This is a genomic window from Enterobacter sp. BNK-22 (assembly GCF_048684805.1).
Lineage (GTDB): Bacteria > Pseudomonadota > Gammaproteobacteria > Enterobacterales > Enterobacteriaceae > Enterobacter > Enterobacter quasiroggenkampii.
This window is the reverse complement of the sequence record NZ_JBLQTT010000001.1, coordinates 3962757-3984978: the sequence shown is the minus strand read 5'-3', so window position 1 is coordinate 3984978 and position 22222 is coordinate 3962757. Positions and strand designations below refer to the sequence as shown.

The 22222-nt window shown below is 50.8% G+C and carries 40 protein-coding genes; 1 reads left to right on the top strand and 39 read right to left on the bottom strand.

Translation table 11 applies throughout. The features are described from left to right. Positions 1 to 2: 2 nt before the first annotated feature. The 29 genes from ACMGGE_RS18830 to rpsJ all read right to left on the bottom strand — a co-directional run bounded on the left by ACMGGE_RS18830 (position 3) and on the right by rpsJ (position 14132). Positions 3 to 371 carry a DUF1992 domain-containing protein gene (locus ACMGGE_RS18830; RefSeq protein ID WP_420294045.1) on the bottom strand — a complete coding sequence of 123 codons (369 nt, stop codon included), beginning with the start codon at positions 369 to 371 and terminating at the stop codon, positions 3 to 5. A gap of 107 nt (positions 372 to 478) precedes the next feature. Then, positions 479 to 862, bottom strand: a complete 384-nt coding sequence (gene rplQ / locus ACMGGE_RS18825) for a 50S ribosomal protein L17 (RefSeq protein WP_001216368.1) — start codon at positions 860 to 862, stop codon at positions 479 to 481. Positions 863 to 902: 40 nt separating this feature from the next. Next, positions 903 to 1892: a DNA-directed RNA polymerase subunit alpha gene (locus ACMGGE_RS18820; RefSeq protein WP_002919219.1), complete on the bottom strand. Its 990-nt coding sequence runs from the start codon at positions 1890 to 1892 to the stop codon at positions 903 to 905. A gap of 25 nt (positions 1893 to 1917) precedes the next feature. Beyond that, positions 1918 to 2538: a 30S ribosomal protein S4 gene (gene rpsD / locus ACMGGE_RS18815; RefSeq protein WP_004868345.1), complete on the bottom strand. Its 621-nt coding sequence runs from the start codon at positions 2536 to 2538 to the stop codon at positions 1918 to 1920. 33 nt (positions 2539 to 2571) lie between these two features. Next, a complete protein-coding gene (rpsK, locus tag ACMGGE_RS18810) occupies positions 2572 to 2961 on the bottom strand; it encodes a 30S ribosomal protein S11 (RefSeq protein WP_003863312.1) in 390 nt (129 codons plus the stop codon). A gap of 16 nt (positions 2962 to 2977) precedes the next feature. Further along, complete coding sequence (rpsM, locus tag ACMGGE_RS18805; protein ID WP_003863308.1) at positions 2978 to 3334, bottom strand: 30S ribosomal protein S13; 357 nt, start codon at positions 3332 to 3334, stop codon at positions 2978 to 2980. A 146-nt stretch (positions 3335 to 3480) separates the two neighbouring features. Next, positions 3481 to 3597, bottom strand: coding sequence for a 50S ribosomal protein L36 (gene rpmJ, locus ACMGGE_RS18800; protein WP_000868187.1), 117 nt, complete (start codon positions 3595 to 3597; stop codon positions 3481 to 3483). A 31-nt stretch (positions 3598 to 3628) separates the two neighbouring features. Next, positions 3629 to 4960, bottom strand: coding sequence for a preprotein translocase subunit SecY (gene secY / locus ACMGGE_RS18795; RefSeq protein WP_003863305.1), 1332 nt, complete (start codon positions 4958 to 4960; stop codon positions 3629 to 3631). A 7-nt stretch (positions 4961 to 4967) separates the two neighbouring features. Next, complete coding sequence (rplO, locus tag ACMGGE_RS18790) at positions 4968 to 5402, bottom strand: 50S ribosomal protein L15 (RefSeq protein WP_003863304.1); 435 nt, start codon at positions 5400 to 5402, stop codon at positions 4968 to 4970. A 3-nt stretch (positions 5403 to 5405) separates the two neighbouring features. Further along, entirely contained in the window at positions 5406 to 5585 is a 180-nt protein-coding gene (gene rpmD, locus ACMGGE_RS18785) for a 50S ribosomal protein L30 (protein WP_003863301.1), read from the bottom strand. 6 nt (positions 5586 to 5591) lie between these two features. Next, the gene (gene rpsE / locus ACMGGE_RS18780; protein WP_003863299.1) at positions 5592 to 6092 is read right to left on the bottom strand and encodes a 30S ribosomal protein S5; all 501 of its coding nucleotides are present in this window, start codon (positions 6090 to 6092) and stop codon (positions 5592 to 5594) included. Positions 6093 to 6106: 14 nt separating this feature from the next. Then, a complete protein-coding gene (rplR, locus tag ACMGGE_RS18775) occupies positions 6107 to 6460 on the bottom strand; it encodes a 50S ribosomal protein L18 (RefSeq protein ID WP_003863297.1) in 354 nt (117 codons plus the stop codon). Between the two features lie 9 nt (positions 6461 to 6469). Further along, positions 6470 to 7003, bottom strand: a complete 534-nt coding sequence (gene rplF / locus ACMGGE_RS18770) for a 50S ribosomal protein L6 (protein ID WP_003863296.1) — start codon at positions 7001 to 7003, stop codon at positions 6470 to 6472. 12 nt (positions 7004 to 7015) lie between these two features. Then, positions 7016 to 7408, bottom strand: coding sequence for a 30S ribosomal protein S8 (rpsH, locus tag ACMGGE_RS18765; protein WP_006178918.1), 393 nt, complete (start codon positions 7406 to 7408; stop codon positions 7016 to 7018). A 30-nt stretch (positions 7409 to 7438) separates the two neighbouring features. Further along, positions 7439 to 7744: a 30S ribosomal protein S14 gene (gene rpsN / locus ACMGGE_RS18760; RefSeq protein ID WP_003863291.1), complete on the bottom strand. Its 306-nt coding sequence runs from the start codon at positions 7742 to 7744 to the stop codon at positions 7439 to 7441. 14 nt (positions 7745 to 7758) lie between these two features. Further along, on the bottom strand, positions 7759 to 8298 hold the full coding sequence (gene rplE, locus ACMGGE_RS18755; protein WP_001096202.1) for a 50S ribosomal protein L5: 540 nt from the start codon (positions 8296 to 8298) through the stop codon (positions 7759 to 7761). Positions 8299 to 8312: 14 nt separating this feature from the next. Continuing rightward, complete coding sequence (gene rplX / locus ACMGGE_RS18750) at positions 8313 to 8627, bottom strand: 50S ribosomal protein L24 (protein ID WP_003863287.1); 315 nt, start codon at positions 8625 to 8627, stop codon at positions 8313 to 8315. A gap of 10 nt (positions 8628 to 8637) precedes the next feature. Continuing rightward, a complete protein-coding gene (gene rplN / locus ACMGGE_RS18745; protein WP_002919748.1) occupies positions 8638 to 9009 on the bottom strand; it encodes a 50S ribosomal protein L14 in 372 nt (123 codons plus the stop codon). Between the two features lie 166 nt (positions 9010 to 9175). Beyond that, positions 9176 to 9430, bottom strand: a complete 255-nt coding sequence (gene rpsQ / locus ACMGGE_RS18740; RefSeq protein WP_008503489.1) for a 30S ribosomal protein S17 — start codon at positions 9428 to 9430, stop codon at positions 9176 to 9178. Next, complete coding sequence (gene rpmC / locus ACMGGE_RS18735; RefSeq protein ID WP_003863282.1) at positions 9430 to 9621, bottom strand: 50S ribosomal protein L29; 192 nt, start codon at positions 9619 to 9621, stop codon at positions 9430 to 9432. The genes rpsQ and rpmC overlap by 1 nt, the downstream gene beginning before the upstream one ends. After that, a complete protein-coding gene (rplP, locus tag ACMGGE_RS18730) occupies positions 9621 to 10031 on the bottom strand; it encodes a 50S ribosomal protein L16 (RefSeq protein ID WP_002919759.1) in 411 nt (136 codons plus the stop codon). The genes rpmC and rplP overlap by 1 nt, the downstream gene beginning before the upstream one ends. Positions 10032 to 10043: 12 nt before the next feature. Further along, positions 10044 to 10745, bottom strand: a complete 702-nt coding sequence (gene rpsC / locus ACMGGE_RS18725; protein ID WP_000529945.1) for a 30S ribosomal protein S3 — start codon at positions 10743 to 10745, stop codon at positions 10044 to 10046. 17 nt (positions 10746 to 10762) lie between these two features. Further along, positions 10763 to 11095 (bottom strand): 50S ribosomal protein L22, encoded by a 333-nt coding sequence (rplV, locus tag ACMGGE_RS18720; protein WP_002919773.1) that lies wholly within the window; start codon positions 11093 to 11095, stop codon positions 10763 to 10765. Positions 11096 to 11109: 14 nt separating this feature from the next. After that, entirely contained in the window at positions 11110 to 11388 is a 279-nt protein-coding gene (gene rpsS / locus ACMGGE_RS18715) for a 30S ribosomal protein S19 (protein ID WP_001138117.1), read from the bottom strand. Positions 11389 to 11404: 16 nt separating this feature from the next. Next, entirely contained in the window at positions 11405 to 12226 is an 822-nt protein-coding gene (rplB, locus tag ACMGGE_RS18710) for a 50S ribosomal protein L2 (protein WP_008457150.1), read from the bottom strand. 17 nt (positions 12227 to 12243) lie between these two features. Then, positions 12244 to 12546 carry a 50S ribosomal protein L23 gene (gene rplW, locus ACMGGE_RS18705; protein WP_000617546.1) on the bottom strand — a complete coding sequence of 101 codons (303 nt, stop codon included), beginning with the start codon at positions 12544 to 12546 and terminating at the stop codon, positions 12244 to 12246. Further along, on the bottom strand, positions 12543 to 13148 hold the full coding sequence (gene rplD / locus ACMGGE_RS18700) for a 50S ribosomal protein L4 (RefSeq protein ID WP_000424395.1): 606 nt from the start codon (positions 13146 to 13148) through the stop codon (positions 12543 to 12545). Before rplD ends, rplW begins: the two co-directional genes overlap by 4 nt. Positions 13149 to 13158: 10 nt before the next feature. Continuing rightward, the gene (gene rplC / locus ACMGGE_RS18695) at positions 13159 to 13788 is read right to left on the bottom strand and encodes a 50S ribosomal protein L3 (protein WP_003863274.1); all 630 of its coding nucleotides are present in this window, start codon (positions 13786 to 13788) and stop codon (positions 13159 to 13161) included. 32 nt (positions 13789 to 13820) lie between these two features. Beyond that, positions 13821 to 14132: a 30S ribosomal protein S10 gene (gene rpsJ / locus ACMGGE_RS18690; protein WP_001181005.1), complete on the bottom strand. Its 312-nt coding sequence runs from the start codon at positions 14130 to 14132 to the stop codon at positions 13821 to 13823. A gap of 380 nt (positions 14133 to 14512) precedes the next feature. Here rpsJ and ACMGGE_RS18685 point away from each other — a divergent pair, with 380 nt between their 5' ends. Continuing rightward, complete coding sequence (locus tag ACMGGE_RS18685; RefSeq protein WP_262823603.1) at positions 14513 to 14986, top strand: prepilin peptidase; 474 nt, start codon at positions 14513 to 14515, stop codon at positions 14984 to 14986. Here ACMGGE_RS18685 and bfr read toward each other — a convergent pair. From bfr to ACMGGE_RS18635, 10 genes are all read right to left on the bottom strand, one after another. After that, a complete protein-coding gene (bfr, locus tag ACMGGE_RS18680) occupies positions 14970 to 15446 on the bottom strand; it encodes a bacterioferritin (protein WP_008503492.1) in 477 nt (158 codons plus the stop codon). The two genes, ACMGGE_RS18685 and bfr, sit on opposite strands and share 17 nt — an antisense overlap. Before the next feature lie 72 nt (positions 15447 to 15518). Next, positions 15519 to 15713, bottom strand: a complete 195-nt coding sequence (bfd, locus tag ACMGGE_RS18675) for a bacterioferritin-associated ferredoxin (protein ID WP_008503493.1) — start codon at positions 15711 to 15713, stop codon at positions 15519 to 15521. A 179-nt stretch (positions 15714 to 15892) separates the two neighbouring features. Next, complete coding sequence (gene tuf, locus ACMGGE_RS18670; RefSeq protein WP_014068448.1) at positions 15893 to 17077, bottom strand: elongation factor Tu; 1185 nt, start codon at positions 17075 to 17077, stop codon at positions 15893 to 15895. 69 nt (positions 17078 to 17146) lie between these two features. After that, on the bottom strand, positions 17147 to 19261 hold the full coding sequence (fusA, locus tag ACMGGE_RS18665; RefSeq protein WP_008503004.1) for an elongation factor G: 2115 nt from the start codon (positions 19259 to 19261) through the stop codon (positions 17147 to 17149). A gap of 96 nt (positions 19262 to 19357) precedes the next feature. Further along, positions 19358 to 19828: a 30S ribosomal protein S7 gene (gene rpsG, locus ACMGGE_RS18660; protein WP_004106370.1), complete on the bottom strand. Its 471-nt coding sequence runs from the start codon at positions 19826 to 19828 to the stop codon at positions 19358 to 19360. Between the two features lie 96 nt (positions 19829 to 19924). Further along, positions 19925 to 20299, bottom strand: a complete 375-nt coding sequence (rpsL, locus tag ACMGGE_RS18655) for a 30S ribosomal protein S12 (RefSeq protein ID WP_000246815.1) — start codon at positions 20297 to 20299, stop codon at positions 19925 to 19927. Between the two features lie 124 nt (positions 20300 to 20423). Further along, positions 20424 to 20711 carry a sulfurtransferase complex subunit TusB gene (gene tusB / locus ACMGGE_RS18650; protein ID WP_045909310.1) on the bottom strand — a complete coding sequence of 96 codons (288 nt, stop codon included), beginning with the start codon at positions 20709 to 20711 and terminating at the stop codon, positions 20424 to 20426. 7 nt (positions 20712 to 20718) lie between these two features. Then, complete coding sequence (gene tusC, locus ACMGGE_RS18645; protein WP_262802583.1) at positions 20719 to 21078, bottom strand: sulfurtransferase complex subunit TusC; 360 nt, start codon at positions 21076 to 21078, stop codon at positions 20719 to 20721. Beyond that, the gene (tusD, locus tag ACMGGE_RS18640) at positions 21078 to 21464 is read right to left on the bottom strand and encodes a sulfurtransferase complex subunit TusD (protein WP_023294706.1); all 387 of its coding nucleotides are present in this window, start codon (positions 21462 to 21464) and stop codon (positions 21078 to 21080) included. The genes tusC and tusD overlap by 1 nt, the downstream gene beginning before the upstream one ends. Then, positions 21464 to 22186 carry a helix-turn-helix transcriptional regulator gene (locus ACMGGE_RS18635; protein WP_045330517.1) on the bottom strand — a complete coding sequence of 241 codons (723 nt, stop codon included), beginning with the start codon at positions 22184 to 22186 and terminating at the stop codon, positions 21464 to 21466. Before ACMGGE_RS18635 ends, tusD begins: the two co-directional genes overlap by 1 nt. Positions 22187 to 22222 lie beyond the last annotated feature (36 nt).

Here is a 22222-nt window from a genome sequence, read left to right as displayed (position 1 = left end):
AACTACTCCTCGTTAATTTTCCGCAACAAGCTTTCACCGTATTCACCGTGCAGAAAGTCAGTGCTCATTCCTGCCTGGCGCAGCTTAAGTTCAAGCAGGGCCAGACGGCGGCTCAGTTCAGAATGTCGCGGATCGTCCTGACGGATCCCTTTCAGCAGATCGGCCAGTTCAACAGCCTCTCTGCGCTGTTCAAGTTCCGGAGGGAGACAGCTTGCATTTTTCAGTAAACGGTAGCCCGCCCGTAGTTCAGGTGCAATGTGCGAGTCATCGTCAAGCACAAGGGGTTCGCCGCGTCCCGGAAGATCGTCGAATTCACCTTTTTTTTGGGCATCGCGAATATGGCGTTCTGCCCACTGGTCGAGCAACCACATTACCAGCTCCAGAGGATGAACAGAATTGATACAGGCATTGTAGAGAAGTGGGGATATCGCGGATATAAAAAAACCCGCCGAGGCGGGTTTTTTTACGTTACTGCAGATTACTCTGCAGCAGCTTCTGCTTTCTCTGAACGATCAACCAGCTCGATGTAAGCCATCGGCGCGTTGTCGCCTGCACGGAAACCACACTTCAGAATGCGAGTGTAACCACCGGCACGGCTCGCGAAACGCGGGCCCAGTTCGTTAAACAGTTTTGCCACGATCTCGTTATCACGAGTACGGGCGAATGCCAGACGACGATTAGCAACGCTGTCAGTCTTGGCAAGAGTAATCAGCGGCTCAACTACGCGACGCAGCTCTTTCGCTTTAGGCAGGGTCGTCTTGATGATCTCATGACGAACCAGTGAACCTGCCATGTTGCGGAACATAGCCTGGCGATGGCTGCTGTTGCGGTTCAGTTGACGACCACTCTTACGATGGCGCATGACCTTATCCTTCTCAGTAAAACCTTAACCTGTGATCCGGTTACTCGTCAGCAATGCTTGCCGGTGGCCAGTTTTCCAGGCGCATGCCCAGAGACAGACCACGTGAAGCCAGCACGTCTTTAATCTCAGTAAGAGATTTTTTACCCAGGTTCGGCGTTTTCAGCAACTCAACCTCGGTACGCTGTACCAGATCACCGATATAGTGGATAGCTTCTGCCTTGAGGCAGTTAGCAGAGCGGACAGTCAATTCGAGATCGTCAACAGGGCGCAGCAGGATCGGATCGAATTCTGGTTTCTCTTCTTTCACTTCCGGCTGACGTACATCACGTAAGTCAACGAAAGCTTCCAGTTGTTCTGCCAGGATGGTTGCCGCACGACGAATCGCCTCTTCAGGATCGATTGTGCCGTTGGTTTCCATTTCGATGACCAGCTTGTCCAGGTCGGTACGCTGTTCTACACGCGCTGCTTCAACATTGTAGGCAATACGCTCTACAGGGCTGTAGCATGCGTCGACCAGCAGACGGCCGATTGGGCGCTCATCTTCTTCCGAATGAATTCGGGCAGAAGCCGGCACATAACCACGACCGCGCTGAACTTTGATACGCATGCTAATTGCTGCGTTCTCATCGGTCAGGTGGCAGATCACGTGCTGCGGCTTGACGATTTCAACATCACCGTCGTGGGTGATGTCGGCTGCAGTCACAGGGCCAATGCCAGATTTATTCAGAGTAAGAATAACTTCATCTTTACCCTGAACTCTCACCGCCAGCCCTTTCAGGTTGAGCAGGATTTCAAGGATATCTTCCTGAACGCCTTCTTTGGTGCTGTACTCATGAAGTACACCATCAATCTCAACCTCGGTCACCGCGCAACCCGGCATCGATGAGAGCAGAATACGGCGCAGTGCGTTACCCAGAGTATGGCCAAAGCCACGCTCTAAAGGCTCAAGGGTCACCTTGGCGTGCGTCGAACTCACTTGCTCGATATCTACCAGGCGCGGTTTTAGAAACTCTGTCACAGAACCCTGCATTGTGTCCTCTCTTTGGTACTAAGCTTTACTTGGAGTAAAGCTCGACGATCAGGTGTTCGTTAATGTCCGCAGACAGATCAGAACGTTCTGGCTGACGCTTGAACGTACCTTCCATCTTGCCAGCATCAACTTCCAGCCAGGTTGGCTTTTCACGCTGCTCAGCCAGCTCCAGAGCGGCCTTCACGCGAGATTGCTTTTTCGCTTTCTCACGAATGCTAACAACGTCATTCGCTTTAACCTGATAAGAAGCGATGTTAACAACACGACCGTTTACCATGATTGCTTTGTGGCTAACCAGCTGACGTGATTCAGCACGAGTAGCGCCGAAGCCCATACGGTATACAACGTTGTCCAGACGACCTTCCAGCAGAGCCAGCAGGTTTTCACCTGTGTTGCCTTTCAGACGTGCTGCTTCTTTATAGTAGTTACGGAACTGACGCTCCAGCACACCGTACATACGGCGAACTTTTTGCTTTTCACGCAACTGCACACCATAGTCAGACAGACGCGGTTTACGCGCACCGTGCTGGCCAGGAGCTTGTTCAATTTTACACTTGGTATCGATCGCGCGAACGCCAGACTTAAGGAATAAGTCGGTGCCCTCACGACGGCTCAGCTTGAGCTTAGGACCCAAATATCTTGCCATTTTCTATCTCCAACTAACCTAAAAAACGGAGCGTTATACGCGACGTTTTTTCGGCGGACGACAACCGTTATGAGGGATCGGAGTCACATCAGTAATATTCGTGATGCGGAAACCAGCGGCGTTCAGAGCGCGAACAGTAGATTCACGACCCGGACCCGGACCTTTAACCATAACTTCCAGATTCTTGATGCCGTATTCTTTTACGGCTTCAGCGCAACGCTCTGCTGCAACCTGAGCTGCGAACGGAGTGGATTTGCGAGAACCACGGAAACCGGAACCACCGGCTGTTGCCCAACCCAATGCGTTACCCTGACGATCAGTAATAGTAACGATGGTGTTGTTGAAAGAAGCATGGATATGAGCCACGCCGTCAGAGACTTGTTTTCTTACACGTTTACGTGCACGAACTGGTGCCTTTGCCATTATTCAATCACCCCGATTATTTCTTGATCGGTTTGCGCGGACCCTTACGGGTACGTGCGTTGGTCTTAGTACGCTGACCGCGCACTGGCAGACCACGACGATGACGCAAACCGCGATAGCAACCAAGATCCATCAGGCGCTTGATGCTCATGCTGATTTCACGGCGCAGATCACCTTCAACGACAAATTTGGCAACTTCGTCACGCAGCGTGTCGATTTGTTCTTCAGACAGCTCACTGATCTTAACATCTTCAGCGATACCCGCTGCAGCCAGAATGGCTTTAGAACGGGTCTTGCCGACGCCGTAGATCGAAGTTAATGCGATCACAGCATGTTTCTGATCAGGAATGTTAATGCCTGCTATACGGGCCACTATGCACTCCTACTATTTAATATGTACGCACCATGCTGAAAAGCCCGTTTTCAGGATACTCAAATGGAAACGTACAGACATACAAAAGATTGGCTGGCTAATCTAGCCAGCTCAACCCAACTTTGCAAGAAAAATATGCGAAATAATCAGCCTTGGCGCTGTTTATGCTTCGGCTCGGCACTGCAAATCACACGGATGACACCATCACGCTTAACGATTTTGCAGTTACGGCATAATTTCTTGACGGAAGCACGAACTTTCATTTTTACTCTCCGTAACTTCTCAGGCGACCAATTAGCGGCCGTAGCCTTTCAGGTTCGCCTTCTTCAATGCAGACTCATACTGACTGGACATCATCAGAGTTTGCACTTGAGCCATAAAGTCCATAATCACGACAACAACGATAAGCAGTGAGGTCCCACCGAAGTAGAACGGTACTTTCATTGCATCACGCATGAACTCCGGGATCAGGCAGATAAAAGTAATATAGAGCGCACCAACCAAAGTCAGGCGGGTCATTACTTTATCGATATACTTCGCCGTTTGCTCTCCCGGACGAATTCCTGGTACAAATGCACCGGACTTCTTCAGGTTATCTGCTGTTTCACGCGGGTTGAAGACCAACGCCGTGTAGAAGAAACAGAAGAAGATGATCGCAGACGCATAGAGTAACACATAAAGTGGTTGCCCAGGCTGCAAATACAGCGAAATTGTTGTCAGCCAGTTCCAACCAGTACCGCCCCCGAACCATGACGCGATGGTCGCCGGGAACAGAATAATACTGGAAGCGAAGATAGCCGGGATAACCCCCGCCATGTTCACTTTCAGCGGTAAATGTGTGCTCTGTGCAGCATAGACACGACGACCTTGCTGACGTTTAGCGTAGTTCACCACAATGCGGCGTTGACCACGTTCAACGAAGACAACAAAGAACGTCACTGCAAATACTAATACTGCAACCAACAGCAACAGGAGGAAGTGCAGGTCGCCTTGACGCGCTTGCTCGATAGTGTGGGCGATGGCTGGCGGGAGGCCCGCAACAATACCGGCGAAGATAATGATTGAGATACCGTTACCGATACCACGCTCAGTAATCTGTTCGCCGAGCCACATCAGGAACATTGTCCCTGTGACCAGACTTACAACAGCGGTGAAGTAGAATGCAAAGCCCGGGTTTAACACCAGGCCCTGCATACCAGGCATATTCGGCAGACCGGTAGCAATACCGATCGACTGGAATATTGCCAGCACCAGAGTACCGTAACGGGTGTACTGACTAATCTTACGACGTCCAGACTCCCCTTCTTTCTTCAACTCTGCCAGGGCCGGATGAACGACCGTCAGCAGCTGGATAATAATAGATGCCGAAATGTACGGCATAATACCCAATGCGAAGATAGAAGCACGGCTGAGAGCACCACCAGAGAACATGTTGAACATTTCAATGATGGTGCCTCGCTGTTGCTCAAGCAGTTTGGCAAGTACAGCGGCATCGATACCAGGGATCGGAATAAAAGAGCCAATACGGAACACAATCAGCGCGCCGATAACAAACAGCAGTCTGCGTTTCAGCTCGCCAAATCCACCTTTGGCACTTTGAAAATCTAATCCCGGTTGCTTAGCCATCTGCTACTTATTCCTCAATTTTACCGCCAGCAGCTTCGATAGCAGCACGAGCACCTTTAGTAACACGCAGGCCACGAACAGTTACCGGAGTAGAAACTTCACCAGCCAGGATCACTTTCGCGAACTCGATCTGGATACCGATAATGTTTGCTGCTTTCAGCGTGTTCAGGTCTACAACGCCGCCTTCAACTTTCGCCAGGTCAGACAGACGGATTTCCGCTGTGATCGCTGCTTTGCGAGAGGTGAAGCCGAACTTCGGCAGACGACGGTACAGTGGCATCTGGCCACCCTCGAAACCGCGACGTACGCCACCGCCAGAACGAGAGTTCTGACCTTTGTGACCACGACCACCGGTTTTGCCGAGGCCAGAACCGATACCACGACCCAGGCGTTTACCCGCCTTTTTAGAGCCTTCGGCCGGAGACAGAGTATTTAAACGCATCTCTTACTCCTCAACTTTAACCATGAAGTAAACCGCGTTGACCATACCACGAACAGCAGGAGTATCCTCGCGCTCAACGGTATGACCAATACGACGCAGACCCAGGCCAAGCAGCGTTGCCTTGTGTTTCGGCAGACGACCGATTGCACTGCGGGTTTGAGTGATTTTAATAGTCTTTGCCATGGTCAATTACCCCAGAATTTCTTCAACGGATTTACCACGCTTGGCAGCGACCATTTCTGGAGAATTCATATTTTCCAGGCCATCAATAGTTGCACGAACCACGTTGATCGGGTTGGTGGAACCATATGCTTTAGCCAGAACGTTATGAACCCCAGCAACTTCCAGAACGGCGCGCATTGCACCACCGGCGATGATACCGGTACCTTCTGAAGCTGGCTGCATGAATACACGAGAACCCGTGTGAACACCTTTAACTGGGTGCTGCAGGGTGCCGTTGTTCAGCGCGACGTTAATCATGTTGCGACGGGCTTTTTCCATCGCTTTCTGGATCGCTGCTGGAACTTCACGCGCTTTACCGTAACCAAAACCAACGCGACCGTTACCATCGCCTACTACAGTCAGAGCTGTGAAGGAGAAAATACGACCACCTTTAACGGTTTTAGATACGCGGTTTACCGCGATCAGCTTTTCCTGCAGTTCGCCAGCCTGTTTTTCGATGTGAGCCATCTTACACCTCTACCTTAGAACTGAAGGCCAGCTTCACGGGCAGCATCTGCCAGTGCCTGGACACGACCATGATATTGGAACCCGGAACGGTCAAAGGAAACATTGCTGATGCCTTTTTCCAGAGCGCGTTCAGCAACAGCTTTACCTACAGCTGCAGCGGCGTCTTTGTTACCGGTGTACTTCAATTGTTCTGAGATAGCTTTTTCTACAGTAGAAGCAGCTACCAGAACTTCAGAACCGTTCGGTGCAATTACCTGTGCGTAAATATGACGCGGGGTACGATGTACCACCAGGCGAGTTGCACCCAGCTCTTTGAGCTTGCGGCGTGCGCGGGTCGCACGACGGATACGAGCAGATTTCTTATCCATAGTGTTACCTTACTTCTTCTTAGCCTCTTTGGTACGCACGACTTCGTCGGCGTAACGAACACCCTTGCCTTTGTAAGGCTCAGGACGACGGTAGGCGCGCAGATCTGCTGCAACCTGACCGATCAGCTGTTTATCAGCGCCTTTCAGCACGATTTCAGTTTGAGTCGGGCATTCTGCAGTGATACCGGCCGGCAGCGGATGCTCAACAGGGTGTGAGAAGCCCAGAGACAGGCCTACTGCATTCCCTTTGATAGCTGCACGATAACCTACACCAACCAGCTGAAGCTTTTTAGTGAAGCCTTCGGTAACACCAACAACCATTGAGTTCAGCAGGGCACGCGCGGTACCAGCCTGAGCCCATCCATCCACGAAACCATCACGTGGACCGAAGGTCAGAGCGTTATCTGCATGTTTAACTTCAACAGCTTTGTTGAGGGTACGAGTCAGCTCGCCGTTTTTACCTTTGATCGTAATAACCTGACCGTCGATTTTTACATCAACGCCGGCAGGAATAACGACCGGTGCTTTAGCAACACGAGACATTCTTTCCTCCGATTAGGCTACGTAGCAGATAATTTCGCCACCAAGACCAGCCTGGCGCGCTGCACGATCAGTCATAACACCTTTAGAGGTAGAAACAACTGCGATACCAAGACCAGCCATAACTTTTGGCAGCTCATCTTTTTTCTTATAGATGCGCAGGCCTGGGCGGCTGACACGCTGAATGCTTTCTACAACAGCTTTACCCTGGAAATACTTGAGAGTAAGTTCCAGTTCCGGCTTGGTGTCGCCTTCAACTTTAAAATCTTCGATAAAACCTTCTTCCTTCAGCACGTTGGCAATTGCCACTTTCAGCTTGGCGGAAGGCATGGTGACCGCAACTTTGTTCGCGGCCTGACCGTTACGGATACGGGTCAGCATATCCGCGATCGGATCTTGCATGCTCATCTGTCTTTACTCCCGTGATTCAATTGGTAATTACCAGCTAGCCTTTTTCAAGCCTGGCACTTCACCGCGCATAGCGGCTTCACGCAGTTTGATACGGCTCAACCCAAACTTGCCCACATAACCATGTGGACGACCTGTTTGACGACAGCGGTTACGCTGACGAGACGGGCTGGAATCACGCGGCAGAGACTGCAGCTTGAGAACCGCATTCCAACGATCTTCGTCGGAAGCGTTCACATCAGAAATGATCGCTTTCAGTTCAGCGCGTTTAGCGAAGAATTTATCAGCTAAAGCTACGCGCTTTACTTCGCGTGCTTTCATTGATTGCTTAGCCATTCAGTAACCCTACCTTACTTGCGGAACGGGAAGTCAAAGGCAGCCAGCAGAGCACGGCCTTCTTCGTCAGATTTCGCAGTAGTGGTAATGGTAATATCCAAACCACGCACGCGGTCGACTTTATCGTAGTCGATTTCTGGGAAGATGATCTGCTCACGGACACCCATGCTGTAGTTACCACGACCGTCGAAAGACTTAGCGGACAAGCCACGGAAGTCACGGATACGTGGAACAGCAATAGTGATCAGGCGCTCAAAGAACTCCCACATGCGTTCGCCACGCAGAGTTACTTTACAGCCGATCGGATAGCCCTGACGGATTTTGAAGCCTGCAACAGATTTGCGTGCTTTGGTGATCAGCGGTTTTTGACCGGAGATTGCTGTCAGGTCAGCTGCTGCGTTATCCAGCAGTTTCTTGTCAGCGATCGCTTCACCAACACCCATGTTCAGGGTGATCTTCTCGACCCGAGGGACTTGCATGACAGAATTGTAGTTAAACTCGGTCATGAGTTTCTTAACTACTTCGTCTTTGTAGTAATCATGCAGTTTCGCCATCGTACTACTCCAAATTACTTGATAGTTTCGCTGTTAGACTTGAAGAAACGGACTTTTTTGCCGTCTTCGAATCTAAAGCCTACACGGTCAGCCTTGCCGGTAGCCGCATTGAAGATTGCAACGTTAGAAACCTGAATAGCAGCTTCTTTTTCAACGATGCCACCTGGTTGGTTCAGGGCCGGAACCGGCTTCTGATGTTTCTTAACCAGGTTGATACCTTCAACGACAAGTTTGCCGGAAGACAGAACATTTTTTACTTTACCGCGTTTACCTTTATCTTTACCGGTTAACACGATAACTTCGTCATCACGACGGATTTTCGCTGCCATGATTCGCTCCTTAGAGTACTTCTGGTGCCAGAGAGATAATTTTCATGAACTTCTCAGTACGAAGTTCACGAGTTACCGGCCCAAAGATACGCGTGCCGATAGGCTGCTCGCTGTTATTGTTTAAAATAACGCATGCATTACCATCGAAGCGAATGACAGAACCGTCAGGGCGACGAACACCCTTCTTGGTGCGCACCACTACCGCCTTCAGCACATCACCTTTTTTGACCTTACCACGTGGAATTGCTTCCTTGATGGTGATCTTGATGATGTCGCCTACGCCTGCGTAGCGACGGTGCGAGCCACCCAGAACCTTGATACACATTACGCGACGTGCACCGGAGTTGTCGGCGACGTTCAGCATAGTCTGTTCTTGGATCATTTTAGTGCTCCGCTAATGTCAACTACTACCTGAGACTCTAAAATCAGAGCCGTTAAAAAGCCCCATATCGAGGGCGCGGCATTATAACACCGCTTCTGCAATATGGGTAGAAAAAATAAACGGCTCATCGCTGAGCCGTTTATTCGTATTGAGAAGGCGTACTGTATTACAGAACCGCTTTCTCTACAACGCGAACCAGCGTCCAGGACTTAGTCTTGGACAGTGGACGGCATTCACGGATTTCAACCTTGTCGCCGATACCACATTCGTTGTTCTCGTCATGTACGTGCAGTTTGGTCGTACGCTTGATGAATTTACCGTAGATCGGGTGTTTCACAATACGTTCGATAGCTACAACAATGGATTTCTCCATTTTGTCGCTAACAACACGACCTTGCAGAGTACGGATTTTATCGGTCATTACGCACCCGCCTTCTGAGTCAGTAAAGTCTTAACGCGTGCAACATTGCGACGCACTTGCTTCAGCAGGTGAGTCTGTTGCAGCTGGCCACTTGCAGCCTGCATACGCAGGTTGAACTGCTCACGCAGCAGGTTCAGCAGCTCAGCGTTCAGCTCTTCAACGCTTTTTTCACGCAGCTCTTTTGCTTTCATTACATCACCGTCTTAGTTACAAAGGTGGTTTTGATAGGCAGTTTCGCTGCTGCCAGGCCGAAGGCTTCACGGGCCAGCTCTTCCGGAACACCGTCCATTTCATAAAGGACTTTGCCCGGTTGGATCAAGGCAACCCAGTACTCCACGTTACCTTTACCTTTACCCATACGAACTTCCAGCGGCTTCTCGGTGATCGGTTTGTCCGGGAATACACGGATCCAGATCTTACCTTGACGCTTAACTGCACGGGTCATTGCACGACGTGCTGCTTCGATCTGACGTGCAGTCAGACGACCACGGCCAACAGCTTTCAGACCGAAAGTGCCGAAGCTAACATCCGTACCCTGCGCCAGACCACGGTTGCGGCCTTTGTGCACTTTACGGAATTTTGTACGCTTTGGTTGTAACATCAGCGACGCTCCTTATTTACGGCCTTTACGCTGCTGCTTTTTAGGTTGAGCAGCCGGTTTTTCCGGTTGTTCAACAGCAGCCATACCACCCAGGATCTCACCTTTGAAGATCCATACCTTAACGCCGATTACACCGTAAGTGGTGTGCGCTTCAGAGGTGTTGTAGTCGATGTCAGCACGCAGAGTGTGCAGCGGTACGCGACCTTCACGGTACCATTCGGTACGTGCGATTTCCGCGCCGCCCAGACGGCCGCTAACTTCAACTTTGATACCTTTAGCGCCCAGACGCATTGCGTTCTGTACAGCACGCTTCATAGCACGACGGAACATAACACGACGTTCCAGCTGAGAAGTGATGCTGTCAGCAACCAATTTAGCGTCCAGTTCAGGCTTACGAACTTCAGCGATATTGATCTGTGCAGGAACGCCAGCGATATCCGCTACGACCTTGCGCAGTTTTTCTACGTCTTCGCCTTTCTTACCGATAACGATGCCAGGACGAGCAGTGTGAATAGTCACACGGATGCTCTTCGCTGGACGCTCGATAACGATACGAGATACAGACGCTTTAGCCAGTTCCTTAGTCAGGTACTGACGTACTTTAAAATCGCTGTCCAGGTTGTCAGCGAATTCTTTGGTGTTCGCAAACCAGGTAGAGTTCCATGGTTTTACAATACCCAGGCGAATACCATTAGGATGTACTTTCTGACCCATTGCTAGTCTCCAGAGTCTCAGCGATCGGACACAACCACAGTAATGTGGCTGGTGCGCTTCAGGATGCGATCTGCACGACCTTTCGCACGCGGCATAATGCGCTTCATGCTTGGGCCTTCATCTACGAAAATTTTCGCGACTTTCAGATCGTCGATGTCAGCGCCATCGTTGTGTTCAGCGTTAGCAATGGCAGATTCCAGTACTTTCTTGACCAATACCGCAGCTTTCTTGTTGGTATAGGTCAGGATGTCCAGGGCCTGCGACACTTTCTTACCGCGAATCAGGTCAGCAACAAGGCGAACCTTCTGTGCAGAAGAACGAGCATGGCGATGTTGAGCTAAAGTTTCCATCTCTTCCTCCTACCTTATTTCTTCTTCGCTTTTTTATCAGCAGCGTGGCCGCGATAAGTACGAGTCGGTGCGAATTCACCCAGTTTGTGACCAACCATTTCGTCGGTAACAAAGACTGGAACGTGCTGACGACCATTATGGACAGCGATGGTCAAACCGATCATGTTAGGAAAGATCGTTGAACGACGGGACCAAGTGCGCAGGGGCTTCTTGTCTCCGCTTTCCACCGCTTTCTCTACCTTCTTCAGCAAGTGCAGGTCAATAAAAGGACCTTTCTTGAGAGAACGTGGCATGGCTTATCCTCTAAAATTATTTGCTACGGCGACGTACGATAAATTTATCAGTACGCTTGTTGCTGCGGGTCTTCTTACCTTTGGTCTGAACGCCCCACGGAGATACCGGGTGCTTACCAAAGTTACGACCTTCACCACCACCATGTGGGTGGTCGACTGGGTTCATCGCAGTACCGCGAACGGTAGGACGAACACCACGCCAGCGTGCAGCACCTGCTTTACCCAGAACGCGCAGCATATGCTCAGCATTGCCAACTTCGCCCAGAGTAGCGCGGCAGTCTGCTTCGACTTTACGCATTTCACCAGAACGCAGACGCAGGGTGACATAAGCACCATCACGCGCAACGATCTGAACGTAAGTACCCGCGGAACGCGCCAGCTGACCGCCTTTACCTGGTTTCATTTCTACGTTATGAACGGTAGAACCAACCGGGATATTGCGCATCGGCAGGGTGTTGCCTGCTTTGATTGCAGCATCAACGCCAGACTGAATCTGGTCGCCAGCTTTCAGGCCTTTAGGGGCCAGGATGTAACGGCGTTCGCCATCTTTGTACAGAACCAGCGCGATGTTCGCGGAACGGTTCGGATCGTACTCAAGACGTTCAACAACTGCTGGGATACCGTCTTTGTTGCGTTTGAAGTCAACAATACGATAAGCCTGCTTGTGGCCACCACCGATGTGACGAGTGGTGATACGGCCATTGTTGTTACGACCACCGGATTTGCTGTTTTTTTCCAGCAACGGAGCAAAAGGTTTGCCCTTGTGCAGCTCAGGGTTAACCACTTTAACTACGTGGCGACGACCCGGAGATGTCGGTTTACATTTAACAACTGCCATTGTATTACTCCTCCGACTTACTCAGCGCCGCCAACGAAGTCCAGATTCTGGCCTTCTTTCAGGGTGACGTAAGCTTTTTTCCAGTCGCTACGACGACCGATACGCTGTCCGTGACGTTTAACTTTCCCTTTAACTACCAGGGTGTTAACGACTTCGACTTCGACTTCAAACAGTTTCTGCACAGCAGCTTTGATCTCTGCTTTGGTCGCGTCTTTAGCAACTTTGAGAACGATGGTGTTTGTTTTTTCCATCGCAGTAGACGCTTTTTCAGAAACGTGCGGTGCGCGAAGCACCTTCAGCAGACGTTCTTCACGAATCATGCCAGCATCTCCTCAACTTGCTTAACAGCATCAGCAGTCATTACGACTTTGTCGAAGGCGATCAGGCTAACCGGGTCGATACCAGTCGCATCGCGTACGTCAACCTTGTGCAGGTTACGTGCGGCCAGGAACAGGTTCTCGTCCAGCTCACCGGTGATGATCAGCACATCTTCCAGAGCCATGTCTTTCAGTTTCTGTGCCAGCAGCTTAGTTTTAGGCGCTTCAACAGAGAACTTCTCGACAACGATCAGACGATCCTGACGTACCAGTTCGGACAGGATGCTTTTCAGCGCGCCGCGGTACATCTTTTTGTTAACTTTTTGACTGTGGTCCTGTGGACGCGCAGCGAAGGTCACGCCACCTGAACGCCAGATCGGGCTCTTGATAGAACCTGAACGCGCACGGCCGGTACCTTTCTGGCGCCATGGCTTTTTGCCAGAACCAGTTACTTCAGCACGAGTCTTCTGAGCACGAGTACCCTGACGAGCACCAGCTGCATAAGCAACAACAACCTGGTGAACCAGCGCTTCGTTGAAATCACGACCGAAGGTAGTTTCGGAAACAGTCAGCGCGCTCTGCGCGTCTTTCAATACTAATTCCATTGCTATCCCCTTACGCCTTCACAGCTGGTTTAACGATCAGGTCGCTACCGGTTGCACCCGGGACCGCACCTTTAACCAGCAGCAGGTTGCGCTCAGCGTCAACACGTACTACGTCCAGGCTCTGAACGGTTACACGTTCGTTGCCCAGCTGACCTGCCATTTTCTTGCCTTTGAACACTTTGCCCGGAGTCTGGTTCTGACCGATAGAACCCGGAACGCGGTGAGACAAGGAGTTACCGTGGGTAGCGTCCTGGGTACGGAAGTTCCAGCGCTTAACGGTACCAGCAAAACCTTTACCTTTAGAGGTACCGGTTACGTCAACTTTTTTAACGTCAGCAAACAGCTCAACGCTAATGTCCTGACCTACGGTGAACTCTTCGCCTTCAGCAAGACGGAATTCCCACAGACCACGGCCAGCTTCTACGCCAGCTTTAGCGAAGTGACCCGCTTCTGGTTTGGTTACACGGTTAGCTTTTTTAGCACCAGTGGTAACCTGAATAGCGCGGTAGCCATCGTTAGCCAGATCTTTAACCTGAGTAACGCGGTTTGCTTCAACTTCGATTACGGTTACTGGGATAGAAACGCCATCTTCAGTGAAGATGCGGGTCATACCCACTTTTTTACCGACTAAACCAATCATTGTTTCAACCTCTCAATCGCTCGATGACCTGATTAACCCAGGCTGATCTGCACGTCTACACCGGCAGCCAGATCCAGACGCATCAGAGCATCAACGGTTTTCTCAGTTGGCTCAACGATGTCAACCAGACGCTTGTGAGTGCGGATTTCGTACTGATCGCGCGCGTCTTTGTTAACGTGCGGAGAGATCAGAACGGTGAAGCGCTCTTTGCGGGTCGGCAGCGGGATCGGACCACGGACTTGCGCACCAGTGCGCTTAGCAGTCTCGACGATTTCCGCGGTTGATTGATCGATCAGACGATGATCAAACGCTTTAAGGCGGATACGGATTCTTTGGTTCTGCATGAGACCAGAGCTCCAATTATTTTATAAACGAAAATGATTACTCCTCAAACCCATTACGATTGATGGGAGAGTGTAACCGTTCTTACGTAGCTCCCCAATTGGGAGCATTGTTGAGTAACAAAATGAGCTACTCTGGTTCTGATTGAACCCGCCGTCAATTACGACAAGCCCGCGCATTATACGTAAATCTGGGCAAGACGCAAGTGCCGTTTAGAAATTAAGCGCCAATGTCGCAGGGTGCGTAAGAGCGCGCAACGTTTTATGCAATGTATTCTGCGGCGATGCTTTGTTTCGAGCCGCTACGCATCTCCGTTTTTTGTGCATTGCCGGACAGGCCGATTATAACGACTATGCGCTCAAACCCGTTTGAGGCCTTTTACATGCTAACCACCCTCCCCTTTCTGCTGATCTATCTTTCACTGACTGCCTTACTGGTACATGCCGATATTCGCTACGGTCTGCTTCCCGATAAATTTCTCTGCCCGCTGCTATGGGCTGGGCTGCTCTTCCAGCTCTGTATCCAACCTGATTTTCTGCCGAGCGCGGTGGCGGGTGCGATGGCTGGATATATTGGCTTTGCCGTTATTTACTGGGGCTACTGGTTTATCTGCCGGCGTGAAGGTATGGGATATGGCGATGTGAAATACCTGGCGGCGCTTGGTGCATGGCATGGCTGGTGCGTACTGCCAACGCTGGCGTTACTCGCGGCGCTGATGGCGCTTCTCTGCATACTTGTCTTTTCGTTAATCCGCCCTGATAAGAAGGCAATAAAAAACCCGCTGCCTTTTGGGCCATTTCTGGCAGCAGCGGGTTTATGCGTAGGCTGGAAGACGTTGCTTATTCTTCCACTTTAATCTGTGACTGAAGATAGTTTTGCAGGCCAATTTTAGCAATGAGATCCAGCTCTGTTTCCAGCCAGTCAATATGCCCTTCTTCATCGGCCAGGATCTGGATCATCATATCGCGACTGACGTAGTCATGTACGCTGTCAGCATAGGCAATGGCTTCACGGAGATCTTTAGCGCCTTCAAGTTCCAGCCTGAGGTCGGAACGCAGCATCTCTTCGACATCTTCTCCGATGCCCAGCTTGCCGAGATCCTGCAGGTTTGGAATGCCTTCAAGGAATAAAATACGCTCGATATATTTATCAGCGTGTTTCATCTCATCTATAGATTCATGGTACTCAACGTCGTTTAAACGTTTGAGTCCCCAGTTTTTGAACATTCTCGCGTGAAGAAAATACTGGTTGATTGCGACAAGCTCATTTCCCAATAATTTATTGAGATAACTTATGATTTTAACATCACCTTTCATTATATAGTCCCTCCGCTTCCACTCATTGAAGCGTAGATCGGGCTACAGGGATGTCAAAAAAAAGATGGGCGCTTACGCGATCTCTTTGTATTCCGGGATCTGCATCAGTTCGTCCTGCATGATCTCTCGCGCAGCACGTACACATTTACCGCATTGATTTCCCACCGGAACAAATTTGCGAAGCTGCTGGAATGACTGGGGCTGAAACTGGCGAACGGCCTGACGTATTTTTTTGTCGCTTACACCATTACATAAACAAACGTACATAGAAACTCCCGTTCAAATTATGCGCAAAGTGTAAGTGAGAATGGTTATGATTACAATAGCACAAACGCCAGAATGCGGGGCGGGAGCAGGCAAAAAATGCGAAATTTTGTGACAACGCCTGAGCGGCAGAAAACAAAAAAGGACGCCGAAGCGTCCTTTTTTTATTCGGGGATAATTAATTAGCCCAGAACTTTAGCAACAACGCCCGCGCCAACGGTACGGCCACCTTCACGGATTGCGAAACGCAGACCGTCGTCCATCGCGATTGGGTGGATCAGAGTCACAACCATCTTGATGTTGTCGCCTGGCATTACCATCTCAACGCCTTCTGGCAGTTCGATGGTACCGGTCACGTCAGTCGTACGGAAGTAGAACTGTGGACGGTAGCCTTTGAAGAACGGAGTATGACGGCCGCCTTCGTCTTTGGACAGGATGTACACTTCAGATTCGAACTTGGTGTGTGGCTTGATTGAGCCTGGCTTAGCCAGAACCTGACCACGTTCGATTTCTTCACGTTTGATACCACGCAGCAGAACACCAACGTTCTCACCAGCACGGCCTTCGTCCAGCAGTTTGCGGAACATTTCAACGCCAGTACAGGTAGACTTCGCAGTCTCTTTGATACCAACGATTTCAACTTCTTCACCAACTTTGATGATACCGCGCTCTACACGACCGGTAACAACGGTACCACGACCGGAGATGGAGAATACGTCTTCGATTGGCAGCAGGAATGGCTTGTCAATCGCACGCTCTGGTTCTGGGATGTAAGAATCCAGGAAACCAGCCAGTTCGATGATTTTCGCTTCCCACTCAGCTTCGCCTTCCAGCGCTTTCAGAGCAGAACCACGAACGATTGGGGTATCGTCGCCTGGGAAATCGTACTGAGACAGCAGTTCACGAACTTCCATCTCTACCAGTTCCAGCAGCTCTTCGTCATCAACCATGTCGCACTTGTTCAGGAACACGATGATGAAAGGAACGCCTACCTGACGACCCAGCAGGATGTGCTCACGAGTCTGAGGCATTGGGCCGTCAGTCGCAGCAACAACCAGGATCGCGCCGTCCATCTGCGCAGCACCGGTGATCATGTTTTTAACATAGTCGGCGTGGCCTGGGCAGTCTACGTGTGCGTAGTGGCGAGTCGGGGTGTCATATTCAACGTGGGAAGTGTTGATGGTGATACCACGAGCTTTTTCTTCTGGTGCGTTATCGATCTGGTCGAATGCACGAGCAGAACCACCGTAGGTTTTAGCCAGAACGGTAGTGATTGCAGCAGTCAGGGTAGTTTTACCATGGTCAACGTGGCCGATAGTACCAACGTTGACGTGCGGTTTTGTACGTTCAAATTTTTCTTTAGACACGGCTATATTCCTTACTATAGTGCTCTCCCCTGTGGAGAGAGCACGGGACTTAGGTTTTAATCCTGTGGATTACTTACCACGGGCTTCAATAACGGCCTGAGCAACGTTGTTAGGCGCATCATCATACTTCAGGAATTCCATGGTGTATGATGCACGACCTTTGGTCAGAGAACGCAGCTGAGTTGCATATCCGAACATTTCAGACAGCGGAACTTCAGCGTGGATCTTAACGCCAGTTACTTCGGATTCCTGACCACGCAGCATACCGCGACGACGGCTCAAGTCACCGATAACGTCACCGGTGTTCTCTTCAGGAGTTTCTACTTCAACCTTCATGATTGGCTCAAGCAGAACTGGTTTTGCTTTCTTAAAGCCTTCTTTAAAGGCAATAGACGCAGCCAGTTTAAACGCCAGTTCAGAGGAGTCAACGTCGTGGTAAGAACCGAAGTGCAGACGAACACCCATGTCAACAACCGGATAGCCAGCCAGAGGGCCCGCTTTCAGCTGTTCCTGGATGCCTTTATCAACGGCTGGGATGTATTCGCCAGGAATTACACCACCTTTGATGTCGTTGATGAACTCGTAACCTTTCGGGTTAGAGCCCGGCTCCAGTGGGTACATGTCGATCACAACGTGACCGTACTGACCGCGACCACCAGACTGCTTAGCGTGTTTACCTTCAATGTCGGTAACTTTCGCGCGAATCGCTTCGCGGTAAGCAACCTGAGGTTTACCCACGTTCGCTTCAACGTTGAATTCACGCTTCATACGGTCAACGATGATGTCCAGGTGCAGTTCACCCATACCAGCGATGATGGTCTGGTTAGATTCTTCATCAGTCCATACGCGGAATGATGGGTCTTCTTTCGCCAGACGGCCCAGAGCCAGACCCATTTTTTCCTGGTCAGCTTTGGTTTTTGGTTCAACTGCGATGGAGATTACCGGCTCTGGGAATTCCATACGCTCCAGAATGATCGGGTGATCCGGGTCACACAGGGTGTCACCAGTGGTCACGTCTTTCAGACCGATAGCTGCAGCGATGTCGCCCGCACGAACTTCTTTGATCTCTTCACGTTTGTTAGCGTGCATCTGTACGATACGGCCAAAACGCTCACGCGCCGCTTTCACGGAGTTCAGGATGGTGTCACCGGAGTTAACCACACCAGAGTAAACGCGGAAGAAGGTCAGGTTACCCACGAATGGGTCGGTAGCAATTTTGAACGCCAGTGCAGAGAATGGCTCTTCGTCGCTTGCGTGACGCTCAGCCGGGGTATCTTTACCGTCGTCCAGGATGCCGTTGATCGCAGGAACGTCAACTGGGGATGGCAGGTAGTCAACTACCGCATCCAGCATCGCCTGAACACCTTTGTTCTTGAACGCAGAACCACAGGTTACCAGGATGATTTCGTTGTTCAGAACGCGCTGACGCAGAGCTTTTTTGATCTCTTCTTCAGTCAGTTCTTCACCACCCAGGTATTTCTCCATCAGCTCTTCAGAAGCTTCAGCAGCGGATTCGATCAGGTTCTGGTGCCATTCGTCAGCCAGGTCCTGCATTGCAGCTGGGATATCTTCGTATTCGAAGGTAACGCCCTGGTCTGCATCGTTCCAGTTGATGGCTTTCATTTTCACCAGGTCGATAACGCCGGTGAAGCCTTCTTCAGCACCAATTGCCAGCTGCAGCGGAACAGGGTTCGCGCCCAGACGGGTTTTGATCTGACCAACAACTTTCAGGAAGTTAGCACCCATACGGTCCATTTTGTTAACGAACGCGATGCGTGGAACTTTATATTTGTTCGCCTGACGCCATACGGTTTCAGACTGTGGCTGAACACCACCAACTGCGCAATAAACCATTACCGCGCCGTCAAGAACACGCATGGAACGTTCTACTTCGATGGTGAAGTCAACGTGCCCTGGGGTGTCGATGATGTTTACGCGATGCGGTTCATACTGCTTAGCCATACCTGACCAGAATGCAGTAGTCGCTGCGGAGGTGATAGTGATACCACGCTCCTGCTCCTGTTCCATCCAGTCCATGGTGGCTGCGCCGTCATGAACTTCACCGATTTTGTGGTTTACACCGGTGTAGAACAGAATACGTTCGGTAGTAGTGGTTTTACCGGCGTCGATGTGCGCACTGATACCGATGTTACGGTAGCGTGCGATGGGTGTTGTACGAGCCATTTGATTCCTCGTTTATATCTTTAGGCGTTCAGTTAAGTTACCCAGAGCGGGCGGCTTCTCTGAAGCGCCCGCCTGGTGACTAAGACTCCGAAGGGATTACCAACGGTAGTGTGCGAACGCCTTGTTGGCTTCTGCCATACGGTGAACGTCTTCACGTTTCTTAACTGCAGTACCTTTGTTGTCTGCAGCATCAGAAAGTTCGTTCGCCAGACGCAGAGCCATGGATTTATCACCGCGTTTACGAGCAGCTTCAACGATCCAACGCATTGCCAGGGCATTACGACGAACCGGACGAACTTCAACTGGAACCTGATAAGTAGAACCACCAACGCGGCGGGACTTAACTTCTACAGTTGGGCGAACGTTGTCGAGAGCGACTTCGAAAGCTTCCAGTTCATTTTTACCAGAACGCTGAGCCAGGGTCTCAAGCGCGCTGTATACGATTGCTTCTGCAGTAGATTTTTTACCATCTACCATCAGGATATTGACAAATTTTGCCAGCAGTTCTGATCCGAATTTCGGATCTGGAAGAATTTTACGCTGACCAATGACGCGACGACGTGGCATGGGAATACTCCGTTGTTAATTCAGGATTGTCCAAAACTCAAAGAGTTTAGTGTGACATTAAGATAAATCAGTTTGGCCTTACTTAACGGAGAACCATTAAGCCTTAGGACGCTTCACGCCGTACTTGGAGCGAGCCTGCTTACGGTCTTTAACACCTGAGCAGTCCAGCGCACCACGAACGGTGTGGTAACGAACACCCGGAAGGTCTTTAACACGACCGCCACGGATCAGGATCACGGAGTGCTCCTGCAGGTTGTGACCTTCACCACCGATGTAGGAAGTCACTTCGAAACCGTTAGTCAAACGCACACGGCATACTTTACGCAGTGCGGAGTTTGGTTTTTTAGGAGTGGTGGTATATACACGAGTACATACGCCACGTTTCTGCGGGCAGGCTTCCAGCGCAGGCACGTTGCTTTTCGCAACTTTGCGTGCACGTGGTTTGCGTACCAGCTGGTTAACTGTTGCCATTAAATAGCTCCTGGTTTTAGCTTTTGCTTCGTAAACACGTAATAAAACGACCTCATACAATATGAGGACGCGAAATTTTAGGGCTACGTCGAAAAGGTGTCAAGAAATATACAGCGATCTCAAATCACCAGTTCATTTGACTGGCGTGCGTCACAGTAAGATTGACGAAATCAGTATAGCCAACCACGTCAATTTTGGCTGAAATTTGACCAGAAAGACCCCGCGCATCCAGATCGTCTTTCAGCGCAGAGACTGTTATGGGGGCATTCGTGAGAATTTCAACGAAACGACTGCCTTCAAGTGCGGCAAGCACGCCGTCCTGAATCAGCAGCAGGTCATCACCGTCGCGCAGCATACTCAGTAACGCGTCGATGTCACATTGCCATGGTGAATGGCTCAAAGTATGGAGCATGGCAGCCTCAGAAAGTCAGAACGGTATCGTAGTGGGAAAGGTGTTCGCGCAACGCCGCAGAAGACACGACGGTCACATCCAGCACGAAAGGCGTCTTCTCATCCAAACCGCGAGCGGCCAGCGAATCGGCGCAGACATACAGGGTTTCAATGTCGTACAGCGGCAGCACTTTGAAGGTCGCGATGTAATCCCGCGCCAGAATGGCCTGTGGCTGCTGACCCGCCAGAAGCTGAAACACCCCGTCCCCCAAAAAGAAGACGCCGATATCTTCGGTCAGCGCGGATGTCGCAAGTAACGCATCGAGCCCTTCGCGGCCGGAAGCGCTGCCGTGCGGCGCAGACGTAAAAACAAATGCCACGCGCTTCATCAGAATTGCACCACTCTGTCGCAGGTTAACGCCGCCTGTGCCAGCGCACCCAGGCCACTTAACGAAAAACCGGGCTGCAGGTTAGAACCCGATAAACCAAGACGCGCGGCTTCGGTTGCATCGGTCACGCCGCGGCGCAGTGCCGCCGCGACGCAGATATGCAGTTCTACGCCCTGCTTTTCGTTTAGTGCCTGCCAGCCGCGCACAACGTCAAACTCATCGCTCGCCGGTGACGTAAACTGGTTCGCGTTATACACCCCTTCCCGATAGAAGAAGACGCTCGCCAGCTCATGTCCGGCTGCCAGCAGCGCATGCGCAAACTGCAGCGCGCTGCTGGCCTGCTGAGTCCCGTACGCCGGGCCTGTCACCATTAACGCAAAACGCATTACTTGTCTTGTCCCAGGAAATCACCGCTTTTGAACTGGCGAATATAGAGATAGACCGTGTGCTTGGAGATGTTCAGACGATCGGCCACCTGGTTGATGGCGTCTTTAATATCAAAAATCCCTTTTTCATAGAGATTGAGCACGATCTGACGATTCTTGGCGTTGTTAGAGACGTTGCGATCGGCATTCACCTCTTCAATGGTGAACTCCAGCGTCTGCGTCACAAGATCTTCGACGGAAGAGGCAAAGTTAACAGAAGAGCCAACATCCGGCGTTTCGGGTGGAACAAAGGTGCTCATGATCTGCGAGAATGGCACATCAAGGTTCATGTTGATGCACAGCAGCCCAATCACGCGATGCTCGCGGTTTCGAATCGCGATGGTTTCTGACTTCATCAGCACGCCGCTTTTGGCGCGGGTGAAATAGCATTTGGAGACGCTGCTGTCCGCGCCGGTCATGTCATGCAACATACGCAATGCAAGGTCGGTAATTGGCGAACCAATTTTACGGCCAGTATGCTCACCATTCGCAATGCGGATGGCGGAACACTTCAGATCTTGCAGGGAGTGCAATACGATTTCGCAGTGGGAGCCAATGAGCATCGCTAACCCGTCCACTACCGCTTCATAGGATTTCAGAATATCGAAGTCGGTCTGATCGAAAGGACGTTGATCCAGTAAATCAAGTTCACTGGTTTCGTTGGTTAAAAGCGACCTGGACATGAAAAAAACACTCCTTTTCAGGAGCCTGTCGTTAGG